The organism is Planctobacterium sp. R6 (genome assembly GCF_055755215.1).
Genome location: NZ_JBVTQY010000018.1, coordinates 54492 through 79118 on the forward strand (window position 1 = coordinate 54492; position 24627 = coordinate 79118).

The following is a 24627-nucleotide window of genomic DNA, read 5'->3' on the forward strand; positions in this document are numbered from 1 at the left end:
GATTCATGCTCATCCGCCCAAACTCAACATAACCTTCTAAGGTAAACATCAGGAGAATGCCATGAATCGCTTAACCGTTGTGTCACTATTCGTTTTATTACCCGGATTGAGTTTTGCTGAACCAGAATCTCAGCCGACGCCAGCATCAGATGATGCGGCCCCGGTCAGTAAAACGTTCTGGCAAACCAGAAACACTGAAAAACAGGCCGACAGCAACAACCTTAAAGTCGTGAAATCCTCACAACCCCAGGAAAAGAATCAAAATCTGAGTGCCAGACAAGCTCAACCGGCGCAAAGCAAACCGGTGCAAGATCATTCACCGGTTGCACAGGACCATGAAATTTGGGTATACGACGCCTGGGTGGTGTTGAAAGGCGACTATGATCACGACAGTTACTACAGCGAATTTGAACTGGGTTTTGATGTGGACACCCGATACTCTTACGCTGAAGTCTATGCCCGCATTTTTTTGGGTGACGGGCACCTCTTCAGAGAAATCCATACCACCTCGGTTTTCCATGTACATGGCGATAATAGTCAGGATGAATTTGTCATCAACTCTGAGTTACTGGAGGGCTTCGCCAGTAATGACTACGACCTGCTGATTGAAATATACGATGCCGACACCGACGAACTGCACGACAGTTATGATCACCTCAACGATAACGATTTATATCTGCTGCCACTGGAAAGCAATGAGTATGAACACAGCGGCTCACATGGTGGCCAGGTGGTCATTACCACCGAGCACGGTGGCAGTGCCGGCTTGATTTCACTACTGGGCTTAGCCTGCATATTCCTGATGAGAAGAAAAATGCCATTTTAGTTTTGTCGCCAGCAGGTGTATATTTTCCGAAGCAAACTATTATTCAGGCAGCTTTGGAGGCGCGTTTTGGCTTACAGGATCGTTATTTTAGCCACGGCTTTGTTTTTGACTCTATCCTGTGCTTCTGGTCCACAACGTGCCAAGAGTATTACCAATGAGTCTTTCCTTACCGATATCAAAGAAAATGGTGCAAAACTCTTTGTTTATATCGCTAATTTTCGGGGCCAGGCCCCCGCGATTCATCGCGGCGGCAATAACAACCCGGCACCGCCAGTCAGCATGAGTCAACTGCGCAGTGAGATGGCCCTGCGCCAGGAAGAAATGGCAATTGAAGCCCTGGAATACAAGCTGCTGACCAGTGGTTACTGCCGCGATGGCTACTTTATCTTAGGCAATTACAATCAATTTGGCTCAGTGGAGATCCGGGGCGAATGCCAGGAAAGCGCCACAGATAGCGACAAGCGTTTATTTGGTAGTTAGTAGGATCTGTTGACCTTTGCAAAACAGGTTTTGCTTAAAACAGGCGTGTTTTAGTCGTGAAACAGACCCTGATACTTAGTCACAGATTAGTGGCTCTGTACTTTCCCGTAGTTGCATAATTTTGCCGTCTGCCGCTAACAACACATCAAAAGGTTTATCGGGGCTGACAGCCAGTGGAACCCGTTTATATTCCTGCAACATTGCCACCAGTTCTTTGGATAACAACATGTCGTTGTGTTCGCAGGAGCGCAGTTGCCAGGCACCATCTGGTTGTATGGCCAGTCTGACGTGCTTTCGGTTATCAGCCAATAAAGTGCTGCTTTGCGTGGCCAGGTCACTGAGTGAGCCATAACTAAGCGCGCCGGCATTCGCTGTCGCCTGTTCCGATTCCAGAATGTGGTACTCCAGCATCGCCATATCAGGCTGTGAAGAAGGAGCATCACCGGGCCACCAGAATATCCACCCAAAAACAAACAACGACGCCAAAACGGCGACTGCCTGAAAGTTAACCAGTGAAAATACCGGTTGACGGCTGCCTGCGTTGCGCCGGGCTTTAGCCAACAGGTTGCGTTTTATTGCATCCGGGGCCTTCACCCGCTTTTTTTGATGTTGAAACTGTTGCTGCAAGGCGCGTTCAAAATCATCATGAGATTCAGACATGCTCTACCCTCCAGATTTTTTTAAGCTTTGACTTACCATAGCGGAGTCGACTCTTGATGGTTTCTGTTTCTTCACCGGCAATTGCCGCAATTTCCTGCAGACTAAAGCCTTCCTGCTGCAACACTATCGCTTCTCTTTGATGAAAGGGCAGTCGCTGCAACGCCTCAGAAAGTGATCTTGTACCGGCATTGAGGTCTCCGGTCTCAGGCTGAACAAGTTGTGCGTCATCCTCGTATTGCCAGCGCTGCAATCGCCGTAATTCGTCGATCAGTAAATTACGTGCGATGGCAAACAACCAGCCTTTAAACTTGCCGCTACTGCGATAACTATTGCGTCTTTCTATTACCCTTAACCAGGTCAGTTGGCAGACTTCCTGTGCCAACTGGCGGTCTGTTTGCGACAAGATATAGTGATAGAGATCATCACCACACTCCGTGTAGAGCAATTCGATATACCGGGCTTCCTGCGTCAGCCGATATTGCTCCATTAGCCATTCATTGTCCGCTTTGGCGGGAAACAAATTTTTAAGTGCCAGAACAAGGCTCATAGGCAGACTTCCTATTGCTCTAATTTAAAGTCCAGTTGTACAGTGATCTGCGTTTGTTTTACCGGTTTACCATCCACCACCTTGGGACGGTACTTCCATTTTCTCAAGGCCCTGATAGCTTCGCGATTAAACACCCGTTTCGGCTCGGCATCCAGTACTTCCACATCCTCAACCCCACCAGTCTGATTGATAGAAAAGGATAAGACAACCCACCCCTCAATGCCATCCCGCGCCGCTGTTGCGGGATATTGTGGTGATATTCTGACCACAGGGCGCGCTTCACCGCCACTGACATCCAGGCTGGTATTGGCATCCGTGTTAATGTTGGGACCCGTCAGCGCAATATCTAACGGGAAACCATTGAGGTCATCACCGCCACTGTCCGGCTCCAGCTGGCTTGGCAGGACTTTAGGCGGCTCCAGCGTTTCAGGCTTTTCCGGTAGTGTTTGTCGCTCGGTGATCTTCTCATCTGGCTCGCGAAAAGCCGGATCAACGGTGATCAACGGGGGTAATTCAGTGGGGCGAATATTTTGCTGCGCTATCAGCTGGGCCATGGCGTAAAACAACGCCAGCGTAATACCCGATGCCAAGCAAAGTAACAAAGCAAACTTAGCCACTTTACTGGCCTGTTGAGCTGAAACAGCGGTTGCTGTTGCTTGTGAATAAGTTATCTCAGTCATGCTTTCTCTCCTGCGTTTTGCACATAACGCCGGAGGATCTATAAAGGGGTTAACTGATTTGTGAATTAATTGAACTGTTTAAAAAGGCAAACTCCAGACTGTCGTAAAGCGGAATTACCATGACACCCATTTTAAAATTGCCCACTTTAAAATTGTAAAACAATCCGCCGGTGCAGGTGCCAAGTCCGTGGGTTTCAGGCCCTTCGAAGCAGCAACATCAAAGTACCGGGCCGTCCAACTAACACTGCTGAAAGCTACAAAAACTGTACCTCTGTCCAGAAATCAACGTAGCTGTTGCGCTATCCAATTATGAATAGTCGCGGCCTTATTCTTCAATCCTTTTCCTAAAACACCTTTTCCGCGATCTGGAATGTGATCGAATTTCGTTGAGTCATCATTAAAAATAAAATGTTTCATAAAGCTATGCCATGCAGCCTTTTCGCCCGGGTTCATGTTGTTAAATGCCTGAAATGCATGAATCAAAGCCGGGAACGGTAGCTCTGTTGATGTTTGATTGTCACTCCACCAATAGTTAACCAGCAAATTAAAATTCGAAAGGGATTCCACGTGGTGCCACCATGGTGATGGAATATAAATGGCATCACCTGGATTAAGTACTACCGACATGGCATGTTGATAAGCGATTGCGTAACGGGGGTGCACTTCCAGGTTAGGGTTATGTAAGTCTACCAGACTGATAGGTTGTCCCGCCGGTGTGTGCTCAAGGGGACCTATGTATAAATTCTCAATTTGTTCCGGGGGAAACAAAGTGAACCTTCTTTTTCCCGCCGCGACGATGGCAATATTTTGCGCTTCGTCAAAATGAGGCGCCACTTTAAACTCTGACCCGAACCAGACAAAGGCACTGCCTCGCTCTTTAAGAACAGGATTGACAAGTTGCGGTACCAATCCAGGGAAAGCTTTTTTTAAAGGAAGGCATTGAAAACAAAGGCTCGCTGAATCGCTGTCGCTTAACCTTTGTTGCATCAGCTCCAGGCCATGCTGAATGCTGACGTTTTCGTACTGAAAATTGAATTGTGTTAAATCCTCATTGCCGTAAAACATTCTGCCATCATGTTTTTTGTCAAGCGACACCAGGTTGTGTTTTTCGCTGCTTGCGTATTTTTTCAAATAGCTCAACGCATGTTGGTCTGATATCAATGCTTCGCCAACCAACGGCCAATCGCAGACAAATTCTCTTAAAACAACCGGAGAGTGCAAACTTGCCACTTTCTCCTGAAAATTATCATCATTTACTCCCCACATTTCAGAGGGGGGAGGCAATTTATCGATAGGCAATGCCATTACTTTTAGAATCCCTGCTTTCATTTTCTTACTGTAGGGGAACAGGGTAAACATAATGTGGAATGACAGCAAATGGTAAACAACAGCGCACTTGCACGGCATACGCACATAAATGGAAGACAAGTAAGCCATTGAAACAATAATTATTCGCTTTTTTGCCCTCCACAACTGAGATTTTTTACTATACTGAAATCTCTTGGCTATCGGTGGCACAGACCCGCAATTGTAATTTGGTGTTATGGATCATTTATTTAAGCTCAATACAGTACTCACCAACCCTAATTTATCCCAGCAAGAGAAACTGCATTGTGTTTGCGCTGTCACTCAGGCGTTAGTGCCGGGGGCAGACAGAGTAAGCCTATGGTTATTCGATAACAACCAAACCCAAATTACCTCTCTGATATGTTTTGATGCTCTGCAACAGCAATATTCCTCAGGCACGGTTTTAACCCGACAGGACTTTGGCTCGTATTTTGATGCCATTCTGGACCGGGAAATTGTCAATGCACCGGATGCCGCGCAGGACCCGGTAACCTGTTGTTTTGCTGAATCCTATTTCAGACCACTCAACATCCAGTCTCTGTTGGATTATGTTCTGCACAGAGATTTTGTACCCAGAGGCATTATTTGTTGTGAAAGCGTTGCACGTACGGTGGACTGGACAAAGGAAGATGAAGTCACTCTGCGCAAAATTGCCAGGGCCTGCTCTTTCTTTTTCAATCTGTGCGAAAAATCACTGTAGCGGCTGCCAGACAGTTTAACTGACCAGAATTCATTAATATAATTTTTCACTGTCGTCCTTTTGTCGTAAGGATTATCTGGCCTATAGTCACTATGCGGCTAACATTTGTCCGGCGATACAAAAGGAAATCCCGATGCGACTCAGTAAAGATACCAGTTCCAGTATATATTTGCCCTCTCAGCGCAGCCTCAGGGACATTAGTTCGAGGCGTGCGAATGAAAGAATACTGGTGGTCTTGTGAACTTCGCACAACAAAGAAATAATGTTCCTGAGGCGCGTCTACGATGGGGCTGAAAAGCATTTATGCTGTGTTGGATGTTTTTGATTTAGACCCGCTAAACCTGTAAACATCCGCCTTGCCTAAATGCTTTTCATCTCCCACTGAGGTGGGTAAATATATAATGGAACTGGTATGAAAACTAAAAAATCTTCGAATGCAGAAAAACTGGTCTCAGGAAGTGCTTGCCACCGCCAGTGGTCTTTCGTTAAGAACCATTCAACGCATCGAAAAAACCGGCAATGCCTCTAATGAGTCCTGCCTGTCTTTGCTGAGTGCTCTGGATGTGCCTTTATCCGCACTAAAATCTGAATCCACGGAAGTGGAGGCCAACTGGACAGGAGATATGATCATGAAAGCCTTAGCCGCCATTATAATTTTAAAGCTCATCATTGTAGGAATGATGGCAATGAACGGTGATTTTACCGATTTTTTTAACCTGCCTAACGTACTCTTTGTCGTGTTTTTTACCCTGGCAATGACCCTACTGACCTACGACCTGGACAGGCTGATATCTGCCTTAAAAGGCATAAAATACCTGTTCAGCCAGGACATCATCGGTGGCTCAGGGGCCAAACAACTGGCCGGTACTTACAAAAGTCAGATCCAGTTTTGCTATGGCGCAGGCGTTATTTTGTTTTTGATTGGCTGCATCGCCATTTTGGATGTGGCCGCTGACCAGGCCGCCGGTTTTGAAAAAGGGGCGATAGCAGGACTTGGCGTCAATTTGCTGCCCCTGCTGTACGCCACCATGATTGCGGAAGGGTTGCTACGACCGTTAAAAATCAAATTACTGGCGGCAGATCACAGTGATACTCCCGCCGCCAGTTAACAGGTCTGGCGGGACGTTGCTGGCAACACTTCGGTTGGCTTTACCGGGTGCGGTACACCCAACACCGGATGCAGGAAGCGCAGTGGCAACACAAGGAAGTGATGTATTGCCAGGCACAACACAACCGTACCAGTGAGTACCAGAGCAGATTCGGTCAGACCGCCAAGTTGATAAGCTGAAAGCATACCCCCCAGAATGACAATGACAGTCTGATGTAATATATACCAGCTAAACACGGCCTGATTGCAATAACGCAACCACCCGAACGGTTTGTTAAGCCAGGTATAACCAAAAGCCAGAATTACCAGTATCCAGCTTACCCGGTTCAGATAGATAAACAGCATCTGGGTAAAACTCAGCAAAAAGTGGCTGTCCTCTTCCACCAAGGCATTCATGGTTTTAAAACCCACAAAAGCCACCATCGCCAGCGCCAGTAACCACCAACGCTTTGCTTTCAAGGAAGGCCAAACCGCAGCGCTGCGAATTAACAGATAACCAAACACAAAAAAGCTGAAAAACAGACTGTGGGTATACCAGTCATCCGTTAATGCGTGGGTGCGGTTGGGAAACAGCGGAAAGATAAAATAGCCACACAGCATCAGCACCGTTACCATGCCGGCGATCCAGTACAGCAGATTGCTCGTGGCGATGCTGCCGACTGGCTTGACAGAGAATGCCTTGAGCACTGCGCGAAGCGCCACCAGCACCAGGGTATAAAACATAATGTAAGGCAAATACCAAAGATGATTCCAGGTGTATCCGGGATCACTGCCTGAAAACGCATTATCAGGCCAGGGTTGTAACGTCAGATACGCCCACCAAAACTCCACATAATTGCCCGTCTCAATGCCGTTCGCCTTTGCTTCAAAGTAGGCCTGGGGAACCACAATCACCAGCATCCCAAATACCAGGGGTAATCCCAGACGCCGCATTCGCCCACCCAAAAATCCCCTACCTGATTTGTGCACCAGAATGGCCGTGGCCATACCGGAAATCAGGAACAATAACGCCATGCGCCATTGATTAAAGAACCCCATGACGGGTTGCAACCAGGCATACTGATACTCGCTTTTTATATGCCATCCCCATTCCAGTACAAAAAACATTCCCACGTGATATAAAATTAATAAGCCAAAAGCCAAAACCCGGATGGCATCAATATCGTAACGACGCCCGGACAAAAAATGAGTTTGCTCATTTGTAGTAATTTGCATTGCGGTCTTCCCAAAACGATTTCGGTTACAATGTGCGCAACCCGACTCTCAGAAAATAGTGCAAAAGGCTAAATCGTTCCCCGTCAGTGATTAACGGTGGTATGCTGGGATGAGGGGATTACAACTGAACATGGGTCAGCTGCATTATTAAATCGTCATGAATATCCAACATTACCTGAAATACAAAACCCGCTATGAAGTCTTGCTCTGGACCCTGTTCATCGTCTGGCAAATGACGGCCAATATTTACGTGGCTGTGATTGACACCGAATCGGCCAACGTTCATGTCTGGGAGCCGGTGTTGTGGGAAAGTTCCAGCACCCTGATGTTTGCAGTGCTGGTGCCTCTTTTACTCTGGTTTGATGATCGTGTTCCCCTTAGTATTGCTGCACTAAAGCGCGGCCTGCCGCTGCACCTGTTATTTACCCTGCCCTTTGCCGCGCTGCATGTTTTGGGGATGGTGGCCATTCGGGAGGTGGGTTACTGGTGGATGGGCGGTGATTATTCGTTCGGAAATTGGGGCAGTGAGTTTTTGTACGAATACACCAAGGATTTTCGCACTTATTTTTACCTGTTGGGTATCCTGTATTTGTATCGCCTTATCCTGTTTCGCATCCAAGGGGAAGCTTCGGTGCCCGCCACGTCTGAGGATGAAGTCCCGGATAGCAACCCGGTTGCCGGTAAACAGCATTTGCTGGTGAAAAAGCTGGGCAAGGAGTTCCTGGTTAAAATTCAGGATATCGAATGGCTGGAAGCCTGCGGCAACTACGTTAACCTGCATGTCGCCGGTCGAACCTATCCCTATCGCGGCACCATGAAATCCTTACAGTCGCAACTGGATGAACAACAATTCCTGCGGGTGCACCGCTCTTTCATGGTGAACTACAACCAGATCCAGTCGATTCAACCGCTGGAAAGCGGCGATGCCAGCCTGCAACTACTTTCTGGTCAGGAACTCCCCTTCAGCCGTCGCTACCGTGCTGATTTTAAGCAGGTGGGCTAACAACTCAGTCATAGCAAAACGCCAGCATGTAGCTGGCGTTTTCAATCCATTTAACCGAATTATAACGACTCAATCGTCGCCTTTTGCTCTTTCAGTTTTTCCATGGCCAAACGGAATTCTTTCAGTTTTTCCCGCTCTTTATTGATAACCGCTTCTGGTGCGTTGCTGACGAACTTCTCGTTAGACAACTTACCTTGTGTGCGGGCAAAGTCTTTTTCAGCTTTATCCAGCGCTTTGGCAATACGGGCCAGTTCTGCATCTTTATCAATCAGCCCCGCCATAGGTACAAGAATTTCCATGTCGCCTACCAGCGCAGTCGAAGACGCCGGCCCTTTTTCACCTGCGGCTAATACCGTAATTTCGTCCAGTTTCGCCATCGCTTGCAGGAAGGTCAGGTTTTCGTCCATGCGACGCTGATGTTCACCACTGGCGTTTTTCACCAATACCGATAACGGCTTGCTGGGAGAAATATCCATTTCACCGCGAATGTTACGAATACCGACAACAAACTGCTTAAGCCATTCCAGGTCATCGATGGCTTGCTGATTCACCAAGCTTTCATCTAACGCGGGATAGCTTTGCAGCATGATGCTGTCGCCATCTATATTGGCCAGCGGTGCCACATTGCGCCAGATGGTTTCCGTGATGTAAGGCATCAGCGGGTGCATCAAACGCAATAAGGTTTCCAGGGTGCTGACCAGGGTTTTACGGGTCGCGCGCTGTTGTGCCTCGTTGCCTTTGAACAATACCGGTTTGGTCAGTTCCAGATACCAGTCACAGAACTGATTCCAGGTAAACTCATACAGGGTATTGGCGGCTAAGTCGAAACGGTAGGCATCCAGGTGTTGTCGAACCTGCTTGATAGTTTTGTGCAGTTGTCCCTGAATCCAGCGATCCGCCAGAGAGAACTGCATATCACCGCCATTGGCACCGCAATCGTGCTCTTCGGTATTCATCAGCACGTAACGGCTGGCATTCCACAGTTTATTACAGAAGTTGCGGTAACCTTCCAGGCGATTCATATCCCAGTTGATGTCCCGTCCGGTGGACGCCATTGCCGCCAGAGTAAAACGCAGAGCGTCGGTTCCGTGGGCTTCAATACCGCCGGGGAAGGTTTTCCGGGTATTCTTTTCAATCTTTTGCGCCAGTTGTGGCTGCATCAGATTTCCGGTGCGTTTTTGCACCAGCGTTTCCAGGTCGATACCGTCGATCATGTCGATAGGATCTAAAACATTACCCTTCGACTTCGACATTTTATCGCCGTGTTCATCGCGGATCAGTCCGGTGACGTAAACCGTTTTAAAGGGCACCTGAGATTTGCCATTTTCATCTTTGATAAAGTGCATGGTCATCATGATCATGCGGGCTACCCAGAAGAAAATAATATCAAAACCCGTTACCAGGGTATTACTGGGGTGAAACACCTGCATATCTTCGGTATTTTCCGGCCAGCCCAGGGTAGAGAAGGTCCACAGCGCGGAAGAAAACCAGGTATCCAGCACGTCTTCATCCTGAGACAACGTGACATCATCTGCCAGATTATTTTCGCGACGTACTTCCGCTTCGTCGCGGCCAACATAGACGTTACCGTTGGCATCATACCAGGCCGGGATACGGTGTCCCCACCACAACTGACGGGAAATACACCAATCCTGAATGTCGTTCATCCAGGAGAAATACATGTTTTCGTATTGCTTAGGTACGAACTGGATTTCGCCGTCTTCTACGGCTTTTTTGGCAGGCTCTGCCAACGGTGCAACACGCACATACCATTGGTCGGTTAACAGTGGTTCAATCACCACCCCAGAGCGGTCACCATAAGGCACGGTCATGGCGTTATCTTCAATACCTTCCAACAGGCCGGCAGCTTCAAAACTGGCCACTATCGCCTTACGGGCTTCAAAGCGATCCAGATTATGCAGGTCTGCCGGAATCGGTGCATCCAGACTCAGCTCTTTACCGTCAAAGGTATAGCCTTCGCCGTTGGCCAGAATAGCGGCATCTTTGCTAAAGATGTTGATCATGGGTAACTGATGGCGTTTACCCACTTCGTTATCGTTAAAATCGTGGGCTGGCGTGATCTTCACACAACCTGTGCCCTTTTCCATATCGGCGTGTTCATCAGCAACAATCGGAATACGGCGATTGACCAGCGGCAGAATAACCTCTTTGCCTATCAAATCCTGATAGCGCTCATCATCCGGGTTAACAGCCACCCCCGTATCACCCAGCATGGTCTCAGGACGTGTCGTTGCCACCACCAGATAATCTTTACCGTCCTTAGTAGTAACGCCATCCGCCAGCGGATAACGCAGGTGCCACATGTTGCCTTTTTTGTCTTTATTCTCTACTTCCAGATCGGAAATAGCCGTGTGTAATTTCGGGTCCCAGTTCACCAGGCGTTTGCCGCGATAAATCAGATCATCCTGATACAGGCGTACAAATACCTCTTTTACAGCTTCGGACAAACCATCATCCATGGTAAAGCGCTCACGGTCCCAATCCACAGAGGCGCCCAGGCGGCGTAACTGCTTAGTGATGGTGCCACCGGATTCCGCTTTCCAGTCCCAGATGCGCTTGATAAATTCATCACGACCTAGTTCGTGGCGAGTCTTGCCTTCTTCGTTGGCCAGTTTGCGCTCCACCACCATTTGTGTGGCGATGCCAGCGTGGTCGGTTCCCACCTGCCACAAGGTGTTATTGCCATCCATACGCTTGTAGCGGATCAGGGTATCCATGATGGTATCCTGGAAGGCGTGGCCCATGTGCAGACTACCAGTCACATTGGGTGGCGGGATCATGATGGAATAGGCTTCTCCTTTTCCGGAGGGCTTAAAATAGCCTTTTTCTTCCCATTCCTGATACAGCTGGGTTTCAATATTTTGTGGGTTGAAAGTTTTATCCATTCGGGGTCTCATTCAATTTTTCTGCGGGCCGGGTATCCAAAGCAAACCCCGCCGCGCGGTAATGTTTATAGCGTTCTCGAGCCAGTTGCTTCCTGGCATCATCAAAGGGCACAAAGTCGATGACTGTGCGGAATTGTCCGGCGAATTCTGGCATTGTGGTCTGCAAATTAATGCATACCTGACGATTCATCCGGGCAGGCTTTTGCCAGTTTATTTCCACCGGGGTGCCGTTTTCCGGGCCTTCACCCGGTAAATTATGGGGCACAAAAGCATCTGCGGGCAATTGCCACAGCAGTTCGTCCATTTTTTCAGCTTGCGCTTTATCCTGGCAGTAAATAAACAGCTTTTGTTTTTGTCGGTAATAATGGGCCGCTACCTGACAGGCAAAAGCCTCCAGCGGGTCATGTTGGAGGCTTTCATTGTGCTCAGACAGCAGATAAAAAATAACGCCTGGCATAGCCGCGCTTAATCTTCCATCTCAATACCGGCCCGGTTCATCACAAACTGGGTCAGCATCGGCACCGGACGTCCGGTTGAGCCTTTATTTTTACCACTGTTCCAGGCCGTACCCGCCACGTCTAAGTGGGCCCAGTGATATTTCTTGGTGAAGCGCGATAAGAAGCAGGCGGCAGTGATAGTCCCCGCCGGACGACCACCGATATTGGCCATATCCGCAAACGGACTTTCGATCTGCTCCTGATAATCATCCCACAAAGGCAGACGCCAAGCGCGATCACCACTTTGCTCGGAGGCATTGATCAGTTCGTGCGCCAGAGGATTATGACTACTCATTAAACCGGTGGCGTGTTTACCTAAGGCAATCACACAGGCGCCGGTTAAGGTGGCCACATCAATCACCGTATCCGGATCAAAACGCTCCACATAGGTCAGGGCGTCACACAATACCAGGCGACCTTCTGCGTCAGTGTTGAGGACTTCAACGGTTTGACCCGACATAGTGGTCAGTATATCGCCTGGACGATAAGCATTGGCATCTGGCATGTTTTCACAACCCGCCAAAATGCCGATGACATTGACTGAAGGTTGTAGTTCCAAGATAGCGTGCATTGCACCAAGAACACCTGCCGCGCCGCCCATGTCGTATTTCATTTCATCCATGCCTTCGCCTGGTTTTAGAGAAATACCACCGGAATCAAAGGTCAGGCCTTTACCCACCAACACGATTGGATCGTGACTAGCAGCACCACCGCGATAGTTGATGATGGTCATCACTGACTCATTGTGGGAGCCTCTGCCCACCGCCAGGTAGGAGTTCATGCCCAGGTTTTCCATTTCCTTTTCGCCAACCCGCTCAATGCTGACGTTCTGGTATTGCTTTTCCAGCTCTACAGCTTGCTGATACAGGTATTCAGGATTACAGATATTGGGCGGCATGTTGGCCACATCTTTACAGGTATTCATACCTTTGGAGATCGCCAGACCGTGCTCCACAGCGCGCTCCCCCACAGGTAACTCGCGACGGGTTGGTACATTAAATACGATTTTACGCAGTGGACGACGTGCTTCGTCTTTTTTGGACTTCATTTGCGTGAAGCGGTACAAGGCATCATTGGTACTTTCAACCGCCTGACGCACTTTCCAGTAAGTATCGCGACCTTTAACATGCAGTTCCGTTAAGAAGCAAACTGCTTCCATAGAGCCGGTTTCGTTCAGGGTAGAAATGGTTTTGGCGATAATTTGCTTGTACTGGCGCTCGTCCAGCTCTCGCTCTTTACCACAGCCCACCAGCAAAATGCGCTCGCTTAAGACATTGGGAACATGATGCAGTAACAGCATTTGACCGGGCTTGCCTTCCAAATCTCCGCGACGCAGCAAATTACTGATGTAACCCTCGCTGATCACATCTAATTGTTCGGCCACAGCAGTCAAACGGCGAGGTTCGAAAACGCCCACCACAATACAGGCGCTACGTTGTTTTTCCGGGCTACCGCTTTTTACGTGAAATTCCATCATTATTCCTCTCTCAAACCAGCAACAAAATGTCCGAAATAATGCTATTTCGAACTCGCGTTACTTACGACTGAACAAAAAAAGTCTTACGTTGTCGAACATGGCAGGTTTACAAGCCCCTGATTCAACGTTCATAATAATAAGGTTGGCTTTTTTATTCAGGCAGGGTGCAGTTTTTATTTTTTAAACTTATAAAAATACTTAGTTTACTTAAAATTCCTGTGCTTGCCAGTAAAAATACATCTTTTCGACCGGATAAATCGTGCTCATATTCAGATATCTGTTGAAGGAAACCTTCAAATCCCAACTCGCCGTTTTTCTGGTTTTAATGGCGATCTTTGTTACTCAAAAATTTGTCCGGGTGCTGGCCGAAGCCTCTAATGGTGATATCCCAGCCGGATTAGTATTGAATTTTCTGGCATTGAAGATGCCGGTGCTGGCCGCCCTGATCCTGCCGTTAAGTGTTTTTCTTGGCATTATGCTGGCCCATGGTCGCCTGCACGTAGACAGTGAAATGGCGGTAATGCGGGCCTGTGGTATTAGCGAATGGTATGTGGCGCGAGTGATGTTGGTGCTCGCTGTCATCATGTCACTACTCAGTGCTTCCCTGACTTTATGGCTGGCACCACTGGCCACTGAAATCGAATATCAGCTGGAAGAACAGCTCTCTGCCGAATCCGGTTTATCCGCCTTATTACCCGGCCGCTTTGAAGAAACCGCTAATAAAAAAGCGGTACTGTTTGTACAAGAGATCGACAGCGACAATAAACTTAAGAATGTGTTTGTGGCCCAGCACGATCCGGAAAAAGCCGGCGAACTGGTGCACATAGTACATTCTGAAGGTGGTTATATTTCTGAAAGTCCGGATGGCTCGCAAAAACTGATCCTGACATCTGGCAATCAGTACGAAGGCAAATTGGGACTGCGCGACTATCGTGTGGTGGAGTTTGAAGAGTATCAGGTGCAGATCGCACTGGGCGAAGAGCAGGCCGTTCAAAAACGACGCAAACTCAGCGCCTTCCCCACTGAAGCCTTAATGGAAGAAGAAAGCCTGGCGGCCATTGCTGAGTTTCAGTGGCGCATCGCCATTCCGCTGTCCATCCCGTTTTTAGTGATCATCGCTGTACCGCTCAGCTCAGTGGATCCTCGTCAGGGCCGCTTTGGTAAGTTATTCCCGGCAATCCTGCTCTATCTGGGCTATTTTCTGTTGCTGATGATGGGCCGGGAAGTGCTGGAAGATGGCAAGATCCCCACCACACTGGGGCTCTGGTGGGTACATCTGGTGATGCTGCTTGTCGGTATGATGTTGATTTTAAAAGGTCGCACCTTTGGGGTAAAAGTACGCGCCCGTTTCCGGGGGTTACGTCATGTTTAAGATTATCGACTGGTATCTGGCCCGCACCCTGTTAGGTACCACCTTTTTAAGCCTGTCGGTGCTGGTAGGTTTGAGCACCCTGATCAGCTTTATCGAACAGTTGAAGAAAGTAGGCACCGGAAACTATGACCTTATCGTAGCCGGGATCTATGTGCTGTTATCCATGCCGCGCGAAATAGAACAATTCTTTCCCATGGCCACTCTGATTGGTGGTTTAACCGGTATGGGCATGTTAGCCAGCAGCAGCGAGTTAACAGTGATGCAGGCCGCCGGACTTAGCCGCTGGAATATCATCATGTCTGCCATGAAATCTGCACTGGTCATGGTGTTATTTGTGATGGCGCTGGGTGAATGGGTGGCGCCTAATGCCGAAGCCAAAGCTAAAGAAATCCGTGCCCAGGCTATATCAGGGGGTAGCCTGTTTGCCACCGACCGACTCACCTGGGCAAAAGATGGCGACAAGTTTGTCAGTATTGGCGAAGTTGTCGATAAGGACACCTTGCGCGATATCACCATTTACGTGTTTAACGAGCAGCGCAAGCTCACCGAAATCACGGTGGCTAAAGAAGCTCATTTTACTCAACAGGCCTGGCGCCTGGAGCGAGTCAGACGCACTAAACTCAATGGCCGGGTGACTACCTCGTCATTCTATGAAGTGCAATGGGAGTCCACATTAACCCCCGACAAATTGGGCGTGGTGACGGTCAAACCCGAAGCCTTGTCTATTTCCGGACTGCGGGATTATATTCAGTATCTGGACAACAATAGTCAGGACGCATCCCGTTATGACCTGGCCTTCTGGCGCAAGGTATTGCAACCGGTTTCAGTAGGTGTGATGTTACTGATGGCACTGTCGTTCGTGTTTGGACCGCTGCGCAGTGTGACTATGGGTGCCAGAATCATTATGGGTGTGCTGACGGGCTTTGGTTTTTTCATCAGCAACGAGGTATTTGGGCCGCTAAGTATTGTTTACCAGGTGCCACCCTTTTTAGGCGCACTGTTACCCAGTGTGGTATTTGCTTTTGTGGCGATGCAACTGCTGAAAAGGCAATAGTGGCGCAGCTGATTCCATCACTGCTGCGCCCGTGCAGATTACACCCGTGACAATTTAAAAAAGGCGACATTGCCTTTTAGTTCAGTGGACAATCCATTCAATGCCTGTGTTGCCATGCGGTTTTGCTCCAATGCCACTATCGCATTCTCCGACATACGGGAGATCTCCCGCATAGCCTCAGAGGCCTCATTGATAGCTGATTTTTGCTCAGCAGTCATTGCTACAACATCTTTCACTCTGTCCAGAGAATCACTGGCCTGCTCGTTAATTTGTAATAACAACTGAGCGGCTTCCTGGATCAGGGTTGTTCCGCTTTCCACCTGAGGTTGCGTTTTTTCCATTGCGGCCACCGATGCGGCTGTTTCTTCCTGTACCTGTCCCAGCATGACTTCGATTTCTGCTGTTGCTTCGCCAGTGCGTTTTGCCAAATTTCTTACTTCGTCCGCCACTACAGCAAAGCCCCGTCCAGATTCACCGGCTCTGGCAGCCTCTATGGCGGCATTGAGCGCTAGTAAGTTGGTTTGTTCAGAGATACCACTAATCACACTGGTTATGCCACCAATCTGTTTGGTGCGTTCCTCAAGCTGTCGAATTTGCGTCACTGTTTCATTCACCGTTTTCGACACAGATTCCATCGCCGCAAAAGACTCCGCAATGGCTGTTCGCCCCTGATTGGCGTAGTTTACCGTTTGCGAAGAGTTTTCTTCTGTTCGCGCGGCAATTTCAGTGACTTTCAACGTTACCTGTTGTAACGCATCAAGACGGTTGTGGGTTTGCTGGGTCAGGGTTGCCTGAGATTGCGCGGCATTGTAAATTTCTCCAGAGCCGATAGCCAGTTGCCCGGCCTGATTGGTTAGCTCTGCTGCCGCTGAAACTATATTGGCAACAATGCCAGAAAGGGTTAGGCGCATTTTTTGAATAGACCCCAACATGCTTTGCGGATAGGCCGTTGTGACTTCTTCGGCCAAATTCCCCTGAGCGATTTCAGTCAATACGCCTGCCGCCCGGAATGGCTCACCGCCCAGCGAGTGACGCAAGCTTTTTTCAATTAAAACACCTACGGCAACGCTAATAACCACCGCTCCCAGCGTTAACCAAAACATCAGATATTCGAAATTACCAGCCACATCTCGGGCTTTCGGTGTAGCTTGTTGATTAGCAGCTTCCTGATAATCGATAAATTCGTTGATACTGGCCAACCATGCCGTAAAAGCGGGCCGGGCATGATCCAGAATTTCATCATTCAGGGTTTCACCGCGACGTTTTCTATCTAATACTTCCTGCACAATCGGCAGTGTTTGTTGTTGCTTGTTACGGATATCTGACAGGATGCGCTGCTCCGCCGGGGTAAAGGTTACTCCCCTATCCATCATCGCTTGCATGCTTTGCTCTGATTCAGCATAAAAGGCCTGGAGCCTGATAATATCCGCTTCTATCGCTCTGACTTCATTTTGAGAACGCGCCAGCGCAACGTCTCTGATGGCAATGGCGCGATCATGAACGCTGCCCCGATAGTTAATCGCAAAGCGCTGTTTCACCGAGTTCACATCGGTAATGTCAGCCAAAGTATGATCGATGAAATTGACCTTCTGAATACCCATAACGGTGAGTACAATCATCAATAATAAAATTACGCCAAATCCATAAGCTAATCGCTTCCTGATGGTCAGGCTTTCCAAAAAAGTCATCGGGTTCTCCGCGTCTAAAGTTACTGCACAATTCCCATAGACCGGAGCATAGACGATTAGTTTCAGAGATTTTAATCAGTAATTTAAATTATACTGATTGAATAAAGATGTTGAGGGTAAGCAGAATATCGACGCTGAGGCTTACCACTGCTTGTGATCATTGGCTTCTTTGGAGAGTACGCGCATTTCGGTTTTTGCCAGTCGGTCTTGCAGCGATTGTTTATTTTTAACATCCAGCAATACCAGCAACGTTCCCAGTCCGCCTAAAGAAAACACCATGCGCAAAAAGGCACGGCCATAACCCATTGGTTTATTGTTGGTGCTGAACAACCTCATACGCCAGGCACGCATGCCAATGGTTTGCCCACCGTTGCGCCAGAACCAGACAAAAAACCCCGTCACCCAGAGAAACACCCAGCCCTGAACAATGCTTTTGTACAGCACAGAATGTTGAATAATGTCGCTGACATGCTCATAGCCTTGTTTATCCAGCACGCCATTTTCAAACAACAAGATCAGCGTAACCGTCATTACCATAGCGGCAACCATACCTACCGCGACGGCAACTAAGATATCGTAAACCATGGCCGCTAAACGGCGCAAAAATCCCGCGCGCGGGAATCCGACTAGCAATTGCTCTTTAGGCACACATAATACTCCGAGAAATTTGCGCAAAGTCTACCAGTATCCAGGTTGTTTTTCTGCGCTTTTTAACCCGAGACTCTCCCTCTGTAACCCCTTTACAAGGAGAACCCGAAAAATCCGGGTATTATTTCACCACACTGACCAAAAAGCGTAATAAAACACTTGCATGTAAAATCTCACTGCATATAATTCTCGCCTCCTGACCGGCTAAGGTCAGAAGAAATTGGTAGACATTACCTGACTAACAGGTAACTAAGAAATCAAAACACAATATGATGTGCCAGAGTGGCGACAAATTTGTAGGGAACAAATTTGAACATGCGAAGCATGGCCCGAAGGGCGAGCACCATGGACGGTAGCGAGTAAATTGGTAGACATTACCTGACTAACAGGTAACCATGAAACCAAAAAAACAATATAATGTGCCAGAGTGGCGAAATTGGTAGACGCAGCGGATTCAAAATTAAGCGCGTCTAGTAATGTCAAGATGGCAAGTCATTGAAAGGTAAGCACCTTTAGACTTTAAAAAGCAAAAAATTGCTTGCAAAGATTTGCAAAGTTTTAGTACTTTGCAGACATCAAAATTTGATGCCAGAGTGGCGAAATTGGTAGACGCAGCGGATTCAAAATCCGCCGGTGGCAACACTGTGCCGGTTCAAGTCCGGCCTCTGGTACCATTCTTTGCAAGAGATTTTAGCTTATTAAACCGACCTTATAGTCGGTTTTTTGTGATTCAAAAAAGCGTTCCATTCTATCCCTAGCCAATCATCAATTTGTGCTCCTCAAATCACTTTAACATCACATCAATTGATTGTTGTTTTCGGCAACTTGTTGTTAGACTTTGCACTTGAATGTAATCAATAAGGAAGTTAGCACGCATGAATGTAGAAGTTTCTGGTGGAATAAGTATCCCTTACAAACAAGATTCCAAAACAAAAAAATGGATTGGAACTGTCGGACATTCTTGGGACAACACAAACAGTTTTGTCGTTGCATTTGCGAAAGAAGCTGATCAAAAAATTCGAAGAAGATCAAAAAACCACGGTAAAGTACCGTTTCCCCCAAAGCCTAAGTCTCTTGCAAGCAGCTTTAGTGCGCACTTGAAAAGTAATGGAAATATAAGTTTCGCCGATTTCGTCAAGAGTATGCAAACAGAGAACAGCATCGTTCTAAAAACGTCTCGCGTTCAAAGCAAGGTTGTTCAGATATTTCTCATGTACAGAAAAGAACTAGAAGACAGTACAGAAGAAAAACCTCTTTACACTGAAAACCTTCTTGTTGTTTTGTTAAAAGACAAGTCCGCACTCAGGTTCAACGATGAAGGTGCGCCGCAAGGAACTGAAATCATTGATTTCGAAGATGTAATGCAAGGCGCTATTATTAACATAGAAGAATTCAATGCTTCAATTGCTAATGAAGAAGACATCGATGTTTCCTTTATCAATGGCAGTGGCGGTACTACTAACTATTTCGTTAAATTTTTTGATGCTGAAAATTTAATCAAAAATAAAGAAAGTGTTACCAATGTATTGAAGGCACTAAACGACTTTCTGGAAACAAAAAAATTAAGCCGGACTCAAAGAGAAAGCTGTACCAGTAAGGTAATTGCAAAAATTGACTTCAATGAAAGGCAAAAATTCGCAACAAAACTTCAAGAGTTAAGTTCAGTTATCTATTCATCCCTTAGGTCAGAGAAAGATATCGAAATATCAAAGTCCTCATTTGAGGATTTTGTGCAAGAGTTCAATTATAAAGTAAATGAAGAGTTCAAAATCACCAAAAACGACAGAGACACGTTGGAGTTCATATCTCTAGATACTGAAGTTGGAGCATTAAAACTTAAAAAATCTTTGTTCAGAGGCAAAGGTATAAAAGGGAACATAGAGTTCAATGACAATAACAATGAACTGACTATCAGGACAAAAATTAAAGATCCTACGACAATCGAAGAATTGAAAAAGCTTCAAAATGATTAACGAAGCTAAAGAGCTATTTTCAGCTGGAAAACTATATTTATCCGGAGATTTTTTAACTTCAAAAGATTTGAGTAAAGATGAATTTGATCAGCTCTTTTCTTCAGATTACTATGAAACTTATCACTTTGATATCAATAACAATACTGGCACCGTTAGTATTGAAGAATTGAACTTTGTTTATGCAGACTTTCATGAATTACTTGAGTCCGCACTGTCTTGTGATCTAGATACTTTCCCCAGCGAATTAATTGTTTTGAGTAAAGGAACTAGCTTCATCCAAATTGGGCATTTTGCAGAGCATATCAAAGGCTGGGTTCAGTTTTTCAAAATCATCGCTGATCATAGTTTCCCAAATGACCGCAATAACGAAAGTTGGTCGTATGTATTTGTAGATCAAAAGGCTAAAAAGTCTTCCACGGTAGTGTCGTTTGATCCATCACAAATTCATTCATCGGTTATTGAAAGTCTCATAAGTTCTATCACCTCACCATCAAGGCTTCTCGAATCATGCACTCAGGAAGATGCCCATAAGGGTGAAAAGCTATCAACTATGCGGGTATCGATTATCCAATTAGCCGAAGACCAGGGGCTTACATTTGTTGATTTTCTTGAATTCGGAGAAGAGTTACTAAATAATTTTCATGTCAATTACGAAACATATTTAAGGAGTTTTTCGTTTGAGGAGTTTGTTAAAGATTTAGAGGACGATGTTGGTGACTTTACTAATAAAGTAGAAGAACAAATTCAAGGTTTTTATGTACAAGCGTTGGCTGTTCCTGGCGCAGTTATTCTTGCTTCAGCATTGCGTGGTGCGGAAAAAAACATCAGCCTTGCTCTCATTTTTAGTGCTGCCCTTGCTCTATTCCTAGTTTTTAGATCTTTAGTAAGTAAGACAAAGTTTATTAAGCGAATTGCGGAAAACACACTAACGAAATTGGATTTGTATAAACGTCGAACAACCGATATCGACAACAGTTTCGCAAGGGATACGATCTCTGAAAAAATTGACAAGGCAATTGAATCTGTAGATGAGACAAGAGTCGACAGTATCAAGGACATTACTAACTTGAGGGATGTTATAATTGTTTTTATTGTTTTTTACCTAATAACCGCGACAGTTTTTTGGAAGTTCTAAGTTTTGTTGATGCAATCCTGAATAATTAGAAGCTCAGGATCTGATGTTAAAACCACGAGCACGAACTAAATACCTAGTTACTAACGCTAATCAAATCCAGGCTAAGTAAATTAGGTAATGAAGAGGATTTTTATAACACTTGGGCCAAAATGCAATTGAGCTAATTTCAAACACGACTCTCATGCTATTCAAGTTTAAATTTCCTCAGACAATGAAATAGGCTAACTTGAAAAGAACACAAACAGGAGTTGTAACCCATGGATATGAGAAATGTTGAGTGTATCAAGGAGTTCTTAAGAATCAATCCAGATGCCTTGGACAGCGTGTCAATTGCGAAGTCGCTTGTTGAGTTGTTAGGTGGCGTTGGTGGCTTTCTCGAAGACGTTGGACCAACATTGCGCAATGCAGTGGATGAAGTTATTGACATGCCTAGAACGCAACGATTTAGTTTGTCTCAAATTGAAAAGACCGAGAAGACTTACATTGGTACAAAGGTTGAAATAGTTCTAAGGCATCTGTTTAAGCTGCCTAAAGGGGATATTTTGGATCTCTCCATCGGTGGAAAGGAATTGGATGTAAAGAATACAATCGGTAGCAGCTGGATGATCCCAAAAGAGGCAATAAATCAGCATTGTTTGTTAGTTAAAATCAATGACACAAAAGGGTTGTTTAGTGTCGGAATCGTTTACTGTTCAATGGACAACATTTCCACTGGGATGAATCAAGATAAGAAGCGGAGCATAAGTTCTGGTAATAAAGCTATCCTTTGGATTGGCAAGGACGTAGAGATGCAAGCCAACTTTTTCGAAAGCCTAAGCCCAGAAATATGCTATCAACTTACAGACCCTTTTGCTTCAGGCGCAGAGAAGATACGCCGATTGTGTCGTTTAGTGCCCAATGTGGTAATGAATCGATATATTGTTGAGTGTGTTGCAACCCAGAAGGATCCAATGAAAAGGTTGAGAAAAAATGGAGGTGCAAGAGATCAGTTAGAGAAAGAGGGAATACTTGTTCTAACTGGTGCCTACGATAGTAAAATTCTTGAAGATTATGGGTTTGCGAATGTGGGTGCAGATGAGTTTGTCGCTGTTAATCCAAACTTGCTATCTAAACCTTAACAACGGACGGATTCGAATAGGACGGCATTGTGATGCGGCAAAGACCATGCATATGCCAATACTTGGATTAAACCAACTCTACTTGTCCTGAAATCTGATGATTTTGAGATTTTTGTCTTATAGCTTGAGAGCTGGTGACTAAAGCGTTGTATATTTGAGCTCCTACTGCCGAAGCAACTGGGGGAGGAAACGCATTTCCGATTTGCCTGTATGAGTGAGTCTTCTTACCAAAAAACTCCCAATCATCGGGAAACCCTTGGATTCTTGCAGCCATCCTAAGAGACAAATAAGGCATATTTTCAAAGCCCTCTTTGCCAATGAAATCATTTGCTGGAGAATCATATTGTACCAAATGGCCGTTTACGGATAACTCCTTCCACGCTTTTTTAGCACGAGTGGGTCCTAAATCTGGACCACCATGTTTTTTGGATCCCCCTACCAGAGTAGGTGCAATTTTATTAGCCTTTGATTTCCATTCCTCTGCGTGTGGCCAGCCGTTTTTTGCCACCAGATCATATAAAGCTTCACCGACAGTAGGGGCCGAATTTGGCTGTTCCTCTGGCCAATTGAAATATGGAAAAAGTTCTTCCTTTAACGCCACAAGAATCACTCTTGGACGTAATTGTGGCACTCCGAAGTCAGACGCATTTAAAAGTTTCCACTCGGAGCGATAGCCGAGCTCAGTTAGTCTGTTAGCTATCGAGTTTCTGTAGTCTGAGAACTTATCATCAAGAAGACCTCTAACATTTTCCAGCATGACTGCTCGGGCTGAGGTCTCTTCAACAATTCTAAGGGCCTCGTCGAACAGGTTTCTTTCGTCATCTGCACCTAGTTGTTTGCCGGCTGCAGAGAAAGGAGGACAGGGAACACCTCCTGCAACAAGATCGACACCTTCGTACTTTTTCGCATCAAATTTTCTAAGGTCTTGCTCAAATACTTGCCAATGCTTTCGATTCAAACGAAGTGTTTCACAAGCATGATGATCATTCTCAACTAGGCACAGGTGCTCAAAACCGGCCCATTCCAGACCTAACGCTTGGCCACCCGCTCCAGCGCACAATTCAATAGAAGTGAACATTATTATAATTCTCCAAACATATGTTCAAATATACAGCATTTCCTGAAATTCTAAAAGTCCAGTTCTTGTTTTTTGTTTAGTTGGATTGTTCAATGCGATAGGCATTCATACTCAACCAATAGCGGAGAAAGTTACTTTCCCAAATTTTAAACATCTCTGTTGCCTGCTCGATAGGAAATACCCCGAATAGGTTCTGAAAGACACCAGACTGGAAGTCAAAGTCGAGCTCTTTGGCAAGCTCTGCATACGGCCCGCTGCCGACATAAGCGAAGTCGGTGATATAGCAAAAGTGCCATTTGTTGCCTTGCCGTTCGAGCCTAATCTCGACTGGGTGGAAACCGCCTTCTTCAGGTGAATAGGTTGGGTCACGAAAGTTTATTGTGACGGACTCTGAATCTGCCTGCTTTTCAATTAACAGCGTCTGAAGTGCATGGGCGAATTTGGTTGAGACAGGCAAAGCCAGTCCATCGTAATGGATACGCATAAAATACCTCGAATGTTTTGATTGGATGTGATGTGCGCTTTTCGGCGCTAGATTCGTTGGAAGAACACTAATTTATTGCTATGCAGATAAGCCAAGTACCTATCTTTGCGGCAGTATCCTACTTGCCAGATGAATAGAAGCGGATAACACAAAGAGCGTTATCCGCAGTCTGTGTTCTATTGCTTAGCCTTCTTCGGTACAGCAGGTTTTAGTAAGAACTCATCCAGCTCGCCGGACTCTGTCGCTTTAATGATGGTGTCGATTACCTCAGGCAGTTTGGCCTTATCACCGATATCAATAGCAGGTTTACCTTTTTGTATATCGATAGGTTTATTGTTCACTTTGACTTCCAGATAGTAGTGGTTGTCACTGTCGTAATACCAAGGTCTCACGGTGGTAGGTCGTCGCTGAACAATGACTTCGCCTGTCTCGGGATTTTTGACCTTCTTATCCCGAAAGGCTTCGAAACGGCGGTTCTCTATCATGCAGACAGCCATTTCTTTTTGCTGCTCCAGCTTTTCAATGAGCTTGAGGCGTTTGCCGAGAACCGGTGGCTTTGGCTCGATTTTAGGACGAGCGATAACCTTGAGCGAACTCAATACTGATGTAGTCATGTTGTATACCTTCTAGG

The 24627-nt window shown here is 46.4% G+C and carries 22 protein-coding genes, 1 tRNA gene and 1 pseudogene; 11 read left to right on the top strand and 13 right to left on the bottom strand.

Going from position 1 to position 24627, the window contains the following annotated elements; translation table 11 throughout:
- Window positions 1–61 precede the first annotated feature (61 nt).
- Together AC0J20_RS12800 and AC0J20_RS12805 are read left to right on the top strand one after the other, a co-directional pair.
- Window positions 62–826 carry a choice-of-anchor H family protein gene (locus AC0J20_RS12800; protein ID WP_473021942.1) on the top strand — a complete coding sequence of 255 codons (765 nt, stop codon included), beginning with the start codon at window positions 62–64 and terminating at the stop codon, window positions 824–826.
- A gap of 66 nt (window positions 827–892) precedes the next feature.
- Complete coding sequence (locus AC0J20_RS12805) at window positions 893–1306, top strand: hypothetical protein (RefSeq protein ID WP_473021943.1); 414 nt, start codon at window positions 893–895, stop codon at window positions 1304–1306.
- Window positions 1307–1381: 75 nt separating this feature from the next.
- Here the strand turns inward: AC0J20_RS12805 and AC0J20_RS12810 are convergent, their stop codons facing one another.
- The 4 genes from AC0J20_RS12810 to AC0J20_RS12825 form a co-directional block, all read right to left on the bottom strand.
- The gene (locus AC0J20_RS12810) at window positions 1382–1966 is read right to left on the bottom strand and encodes a hypothetical protein (protein ID WP_473021944.1); all 585 of its coding nucleotides are present in this window, start codon (window positions 1964–1966) and stop codon (window positions 1382–1384) included.
- Entirely contained in the window at window positions 1959–2513 is a 555-nt protein-coding gene (locus tag AC0J20_RS12815; protein WP_473021945.1) for a sigma-70 family RNA polymerase sigma factor, read from the bottom strand. Before AC0J20_RS12815 ends, AC0J20_RS12810 begins: the two co-directional genes overlap by 8 nt.
- Window positions 2514–2524: 11 nt before the next feature.
- On the bottom strand, window positions 2525–3193 hold the full coding sequence (locus tag AC0J20_RS12820; protein WP_473021948.1) for a TonB family protein: 669 nt from the start codon (window positions 3191–3193) through the stop codon (window positions 2525–2527).
- Between the two features lie 282 nt (window positions 3194–3475).
- Window positions 3476–4552, bottom strand: coding sequence for a cupin-like domain-containing protein (locus AC0J20_RS12825; protein ID WP_473021949.1), 1077 nt, complete (start codon window positions 4550–4552; stop codon window positions 3476–3478).
- A gap of 184 nt (window positions 4553–4736) precedes the next feature.
- On the opposite strand from AC0J20_RS12825, the gene AC0J20_RS12830 reads away from it, so the two are divergent.
- Window positions 4737–5240, top strand: coding sequence for a GAF domain-containing protein (locus tag AC0J20_RS12830; protein ID WP_473021950.1), 504 nt, complete (start codon window positions 4737–4739; stop codon window positions 5238–5240).
- Between the two features lie 431 nt (window positions 5241–5671).
- Window positions 5672–6349: pseudogene (locus AC0J20_RS12835) on the top strand (helix-turn-helix domain-containing protein); the annotation flags it as partial.
- Here the strand turns inward: AC0J20_RS12835 and AC0J20_RS12840 are convergent.
- Window positions 6346–7563 carry an acyltransferase family protein gene (locus AC0J20_RS12840; RefSeq protein WP_473021951.1) on the bottom strand — a complete coding sequence of 406 codons (1218 nt, stop codon included), beginning with the start codon at window positions 7561–7563 and terminating at the stop codon, window positions 6346–6348. The pseudogene AC0J20_RS12835 and the gene AC0J20_RS12840 sit on opposite strands and share 4 nt — an antisense overlap.
- 157 nt (window positions 7564–7720) lie before the next feature.
- On the opposite strand from AC0J20_RS12840, the gene AC0J20_RS12845 reads away from it, so the two are divergent.
- A complete protein-coding gene (locus AC0J20_RS12845) occupies window positions 7721–8566 on the top strand; it encodes a LytR/AlgR family response regulator transcription factor (protein ID WP_473021952.1) in 846 nt (281 codons plus the stop codon).
- 59 nt (window positions 8567–8625) lie between these two features.
- On the opposite strand, the gene AC0J20_RS12850 is transcribed toward AC0J20_RS12845, so the two are convergent.
- From AC0J20_RS12850 to pepA, 3 genes are read right to left on the bottom strand one after another with little or no spacing between them, the layout of a single operon-like run.
- Window positions 8626–11472 (bottom strand): valine--tRNA ligase, encoded by a 2847-nt coding sequence (locus AC0J20_RS12850; RefSeq protein ID WP_473021953.1) that lies wholly within the window; start codon window positions 11470–11472, stop codon window positions 8626–8628.
- Window positions 11465–11929, bottom strand: coding sequence for a DNA polymerase III subunit chi (locus tag AC0J20_RS12855; protein WP_229530060.1), 465 nt, complete (start codon window positions 11927–11929; stop codon window positions 11465–11467). Before AC0J20_RS12855 ends, AC0J20_RS12850 begins: the two co-directional genes overlap by 8 nt.
- A gap of 8 nt (window positions 11930–11937) precedes the next feature.
- Window positions 11938–13443: a leucyl aminopeptidase gene (gene pepA / locus AC0J20_RS12860; RefSeq protein WP_229530059.1), complete on the bottom strand. Its 1506-nt coding sequence runs from the start codon at window positions 13441–13443 to the stop codon at window positions 11938–11940.
- Between the two features lie 262 nt (window positions 13444–13705).
- Here pepA and lptF point away from each other — a divergent pair, with 262 nt between their 5' ends.
- Complete coding sequence (gene lptF, locus AC0J20_RS12865; protein ID WP_229530058.1) at window positions 13706–14818, top strand: LPS export ABC transporter permease LptF; 1113 nt, start codon at window positions 13706–13708, stop codon at window positions 14816–14818.
- Window positions 14811–15872 (top strand): LPS export ABC transporter permease LptG, encoded by a 1062-nt coding sequence (lptG, locus tag AC0J20_RS12870; RefSeq protein WP_229530057.1) that lies wholly within the window; start codon window positions 14811–14813, stop codon window positions 15870–15872. Before lptF ends, lptG begins: the two co-directional genes overlap by 8 nt.
- A gap of 38 nt (window positions 15873–15910) precedes the next feature.
- On the opposite strand, the gene AC0J20_RS12875 is transcribed toward lptG, so the two are convergent.
- Complete coding sequence (locus tag AC0J20_RS12875) at window positions 15911–17560, bottom strand: methyl-accepting chemotaxis protein (RefSeq protein ID WP_473021954.1); 1650 nt, start codon at window positions 17558–17560, stop codon at window positions 15911–15913.
- Between the two features lie 141 nt (window positions 17561–17701).
- The gene (locus AC0J20_RS12880) at window positions 17702–18208 is read right to left on the bottom strand and encodes an RDD family protein (protein WP_473021955.1); all 507 of its coding nucleotides are present in this window, start codon (window positions 18206–18208) and stop codon (window positions 17702–17704) included.
- A gap of 587 nt (window positions 18209–18795) precedes the next feature.
- Between AC0J20_RS12880 and AC0J20_RS12885 the strand changes: the two genes are divergently transcribed.
- From AC0J20_RS12885 to AC0J20_RS12900, 4 genes are all read left to right on the top strand, one after another.
- Window positions 18796–18882: transfer RNA gene (locus AC0J20_RS12885), tRNA-Leu, on the top strand.
- 201 nt (window positions 18883–19083) lie between these two features.
- A complete protein-coding gene (locus AC0J20_RS12890) occupies window positions 19084–20181 on the top strand; it encodes a nucleoid-associated protein (RefSeq protein ID WP_473021956.1) in 1098 nt (365 codons plus the stop codon).
- The gene (locus AC0J20_RS12895) at window positions 20174–21316 is read left to right on the top strand and encodes a hypothetical protein (protein ID WP_473021957.1); all 1143 of its coding nucleotides are present in this window, start codon (window positions 20174–20176) and stop codon (window positions 21314–21316) included. Before AC0J20_RS12890 ends, AC0J20_RS12895 begins: the two co-directional genes overlap by 8 nt.
- A 257-nt stretch (window positions 21317–21573) precedes the next feature.
- On the top strand, window positions 21574–22434 hold the full coding sequence (locus AC0J20_RS12900) for a NaeI family type II restriction endonuclease (RefSeq protein WP_473021958.1): 861 nt from the start codon (window positions 21574–21576) through the stop codon (window positions 22432–22434).
- A 67-nt stretch (window positions 22435–22501) separates the two neighbouring features.
- Here the strand turns inward: AC0J20_RS12900 and AC0J20_RS12905 are convergent, their stop codons facing one another.
- The 3 genes from AC0J20_RS12905 to AC0J20_RS12915 all read right to left on the bottom strand — a co-directional run bounded on the left by AC0J20_RS12905 (window position 22502) and on the right by AC0J20_RS12915 (window position 24610).
- Window positions 22502–23512 (bottom strand): DNA cytosine methyltransferase, encoded by a 1011-nt coding sequence (locus AC0J20_RS12905; protein WP_473021959.1) that lies wholly within the window; start codon window positions 23510–23512, stop codon window positions 22502–22504.
- Between the two features lie 76 nt (window positions 23513–23588).
- On the bottom strand, window positions 23589–23996 hold the full coding sequence (locus AC0J20_RS12910; RefSeq protein WP_473021960.1) for a DUF2787 domain-containing protein: 408 nt from the start codon (window positions 23994–23996) through the stop codon (window positions 23589–23591).
- A gap of 176 nt (window positions 23997–24172) precedes the next feature.
- Window positions 24173–24610: a DUF6641 family protein gene (locus AC0J20_RS12915; protein WP_473021962.1), complete on the bottom strand. Its 438-nt coding sequence runs from the start codon at window positions 24608–24610 to the stop codon at window positions 24173–24175.
- Between the last annotated feature and the right edge of the window lie 17 nt (window positions 24611–24627).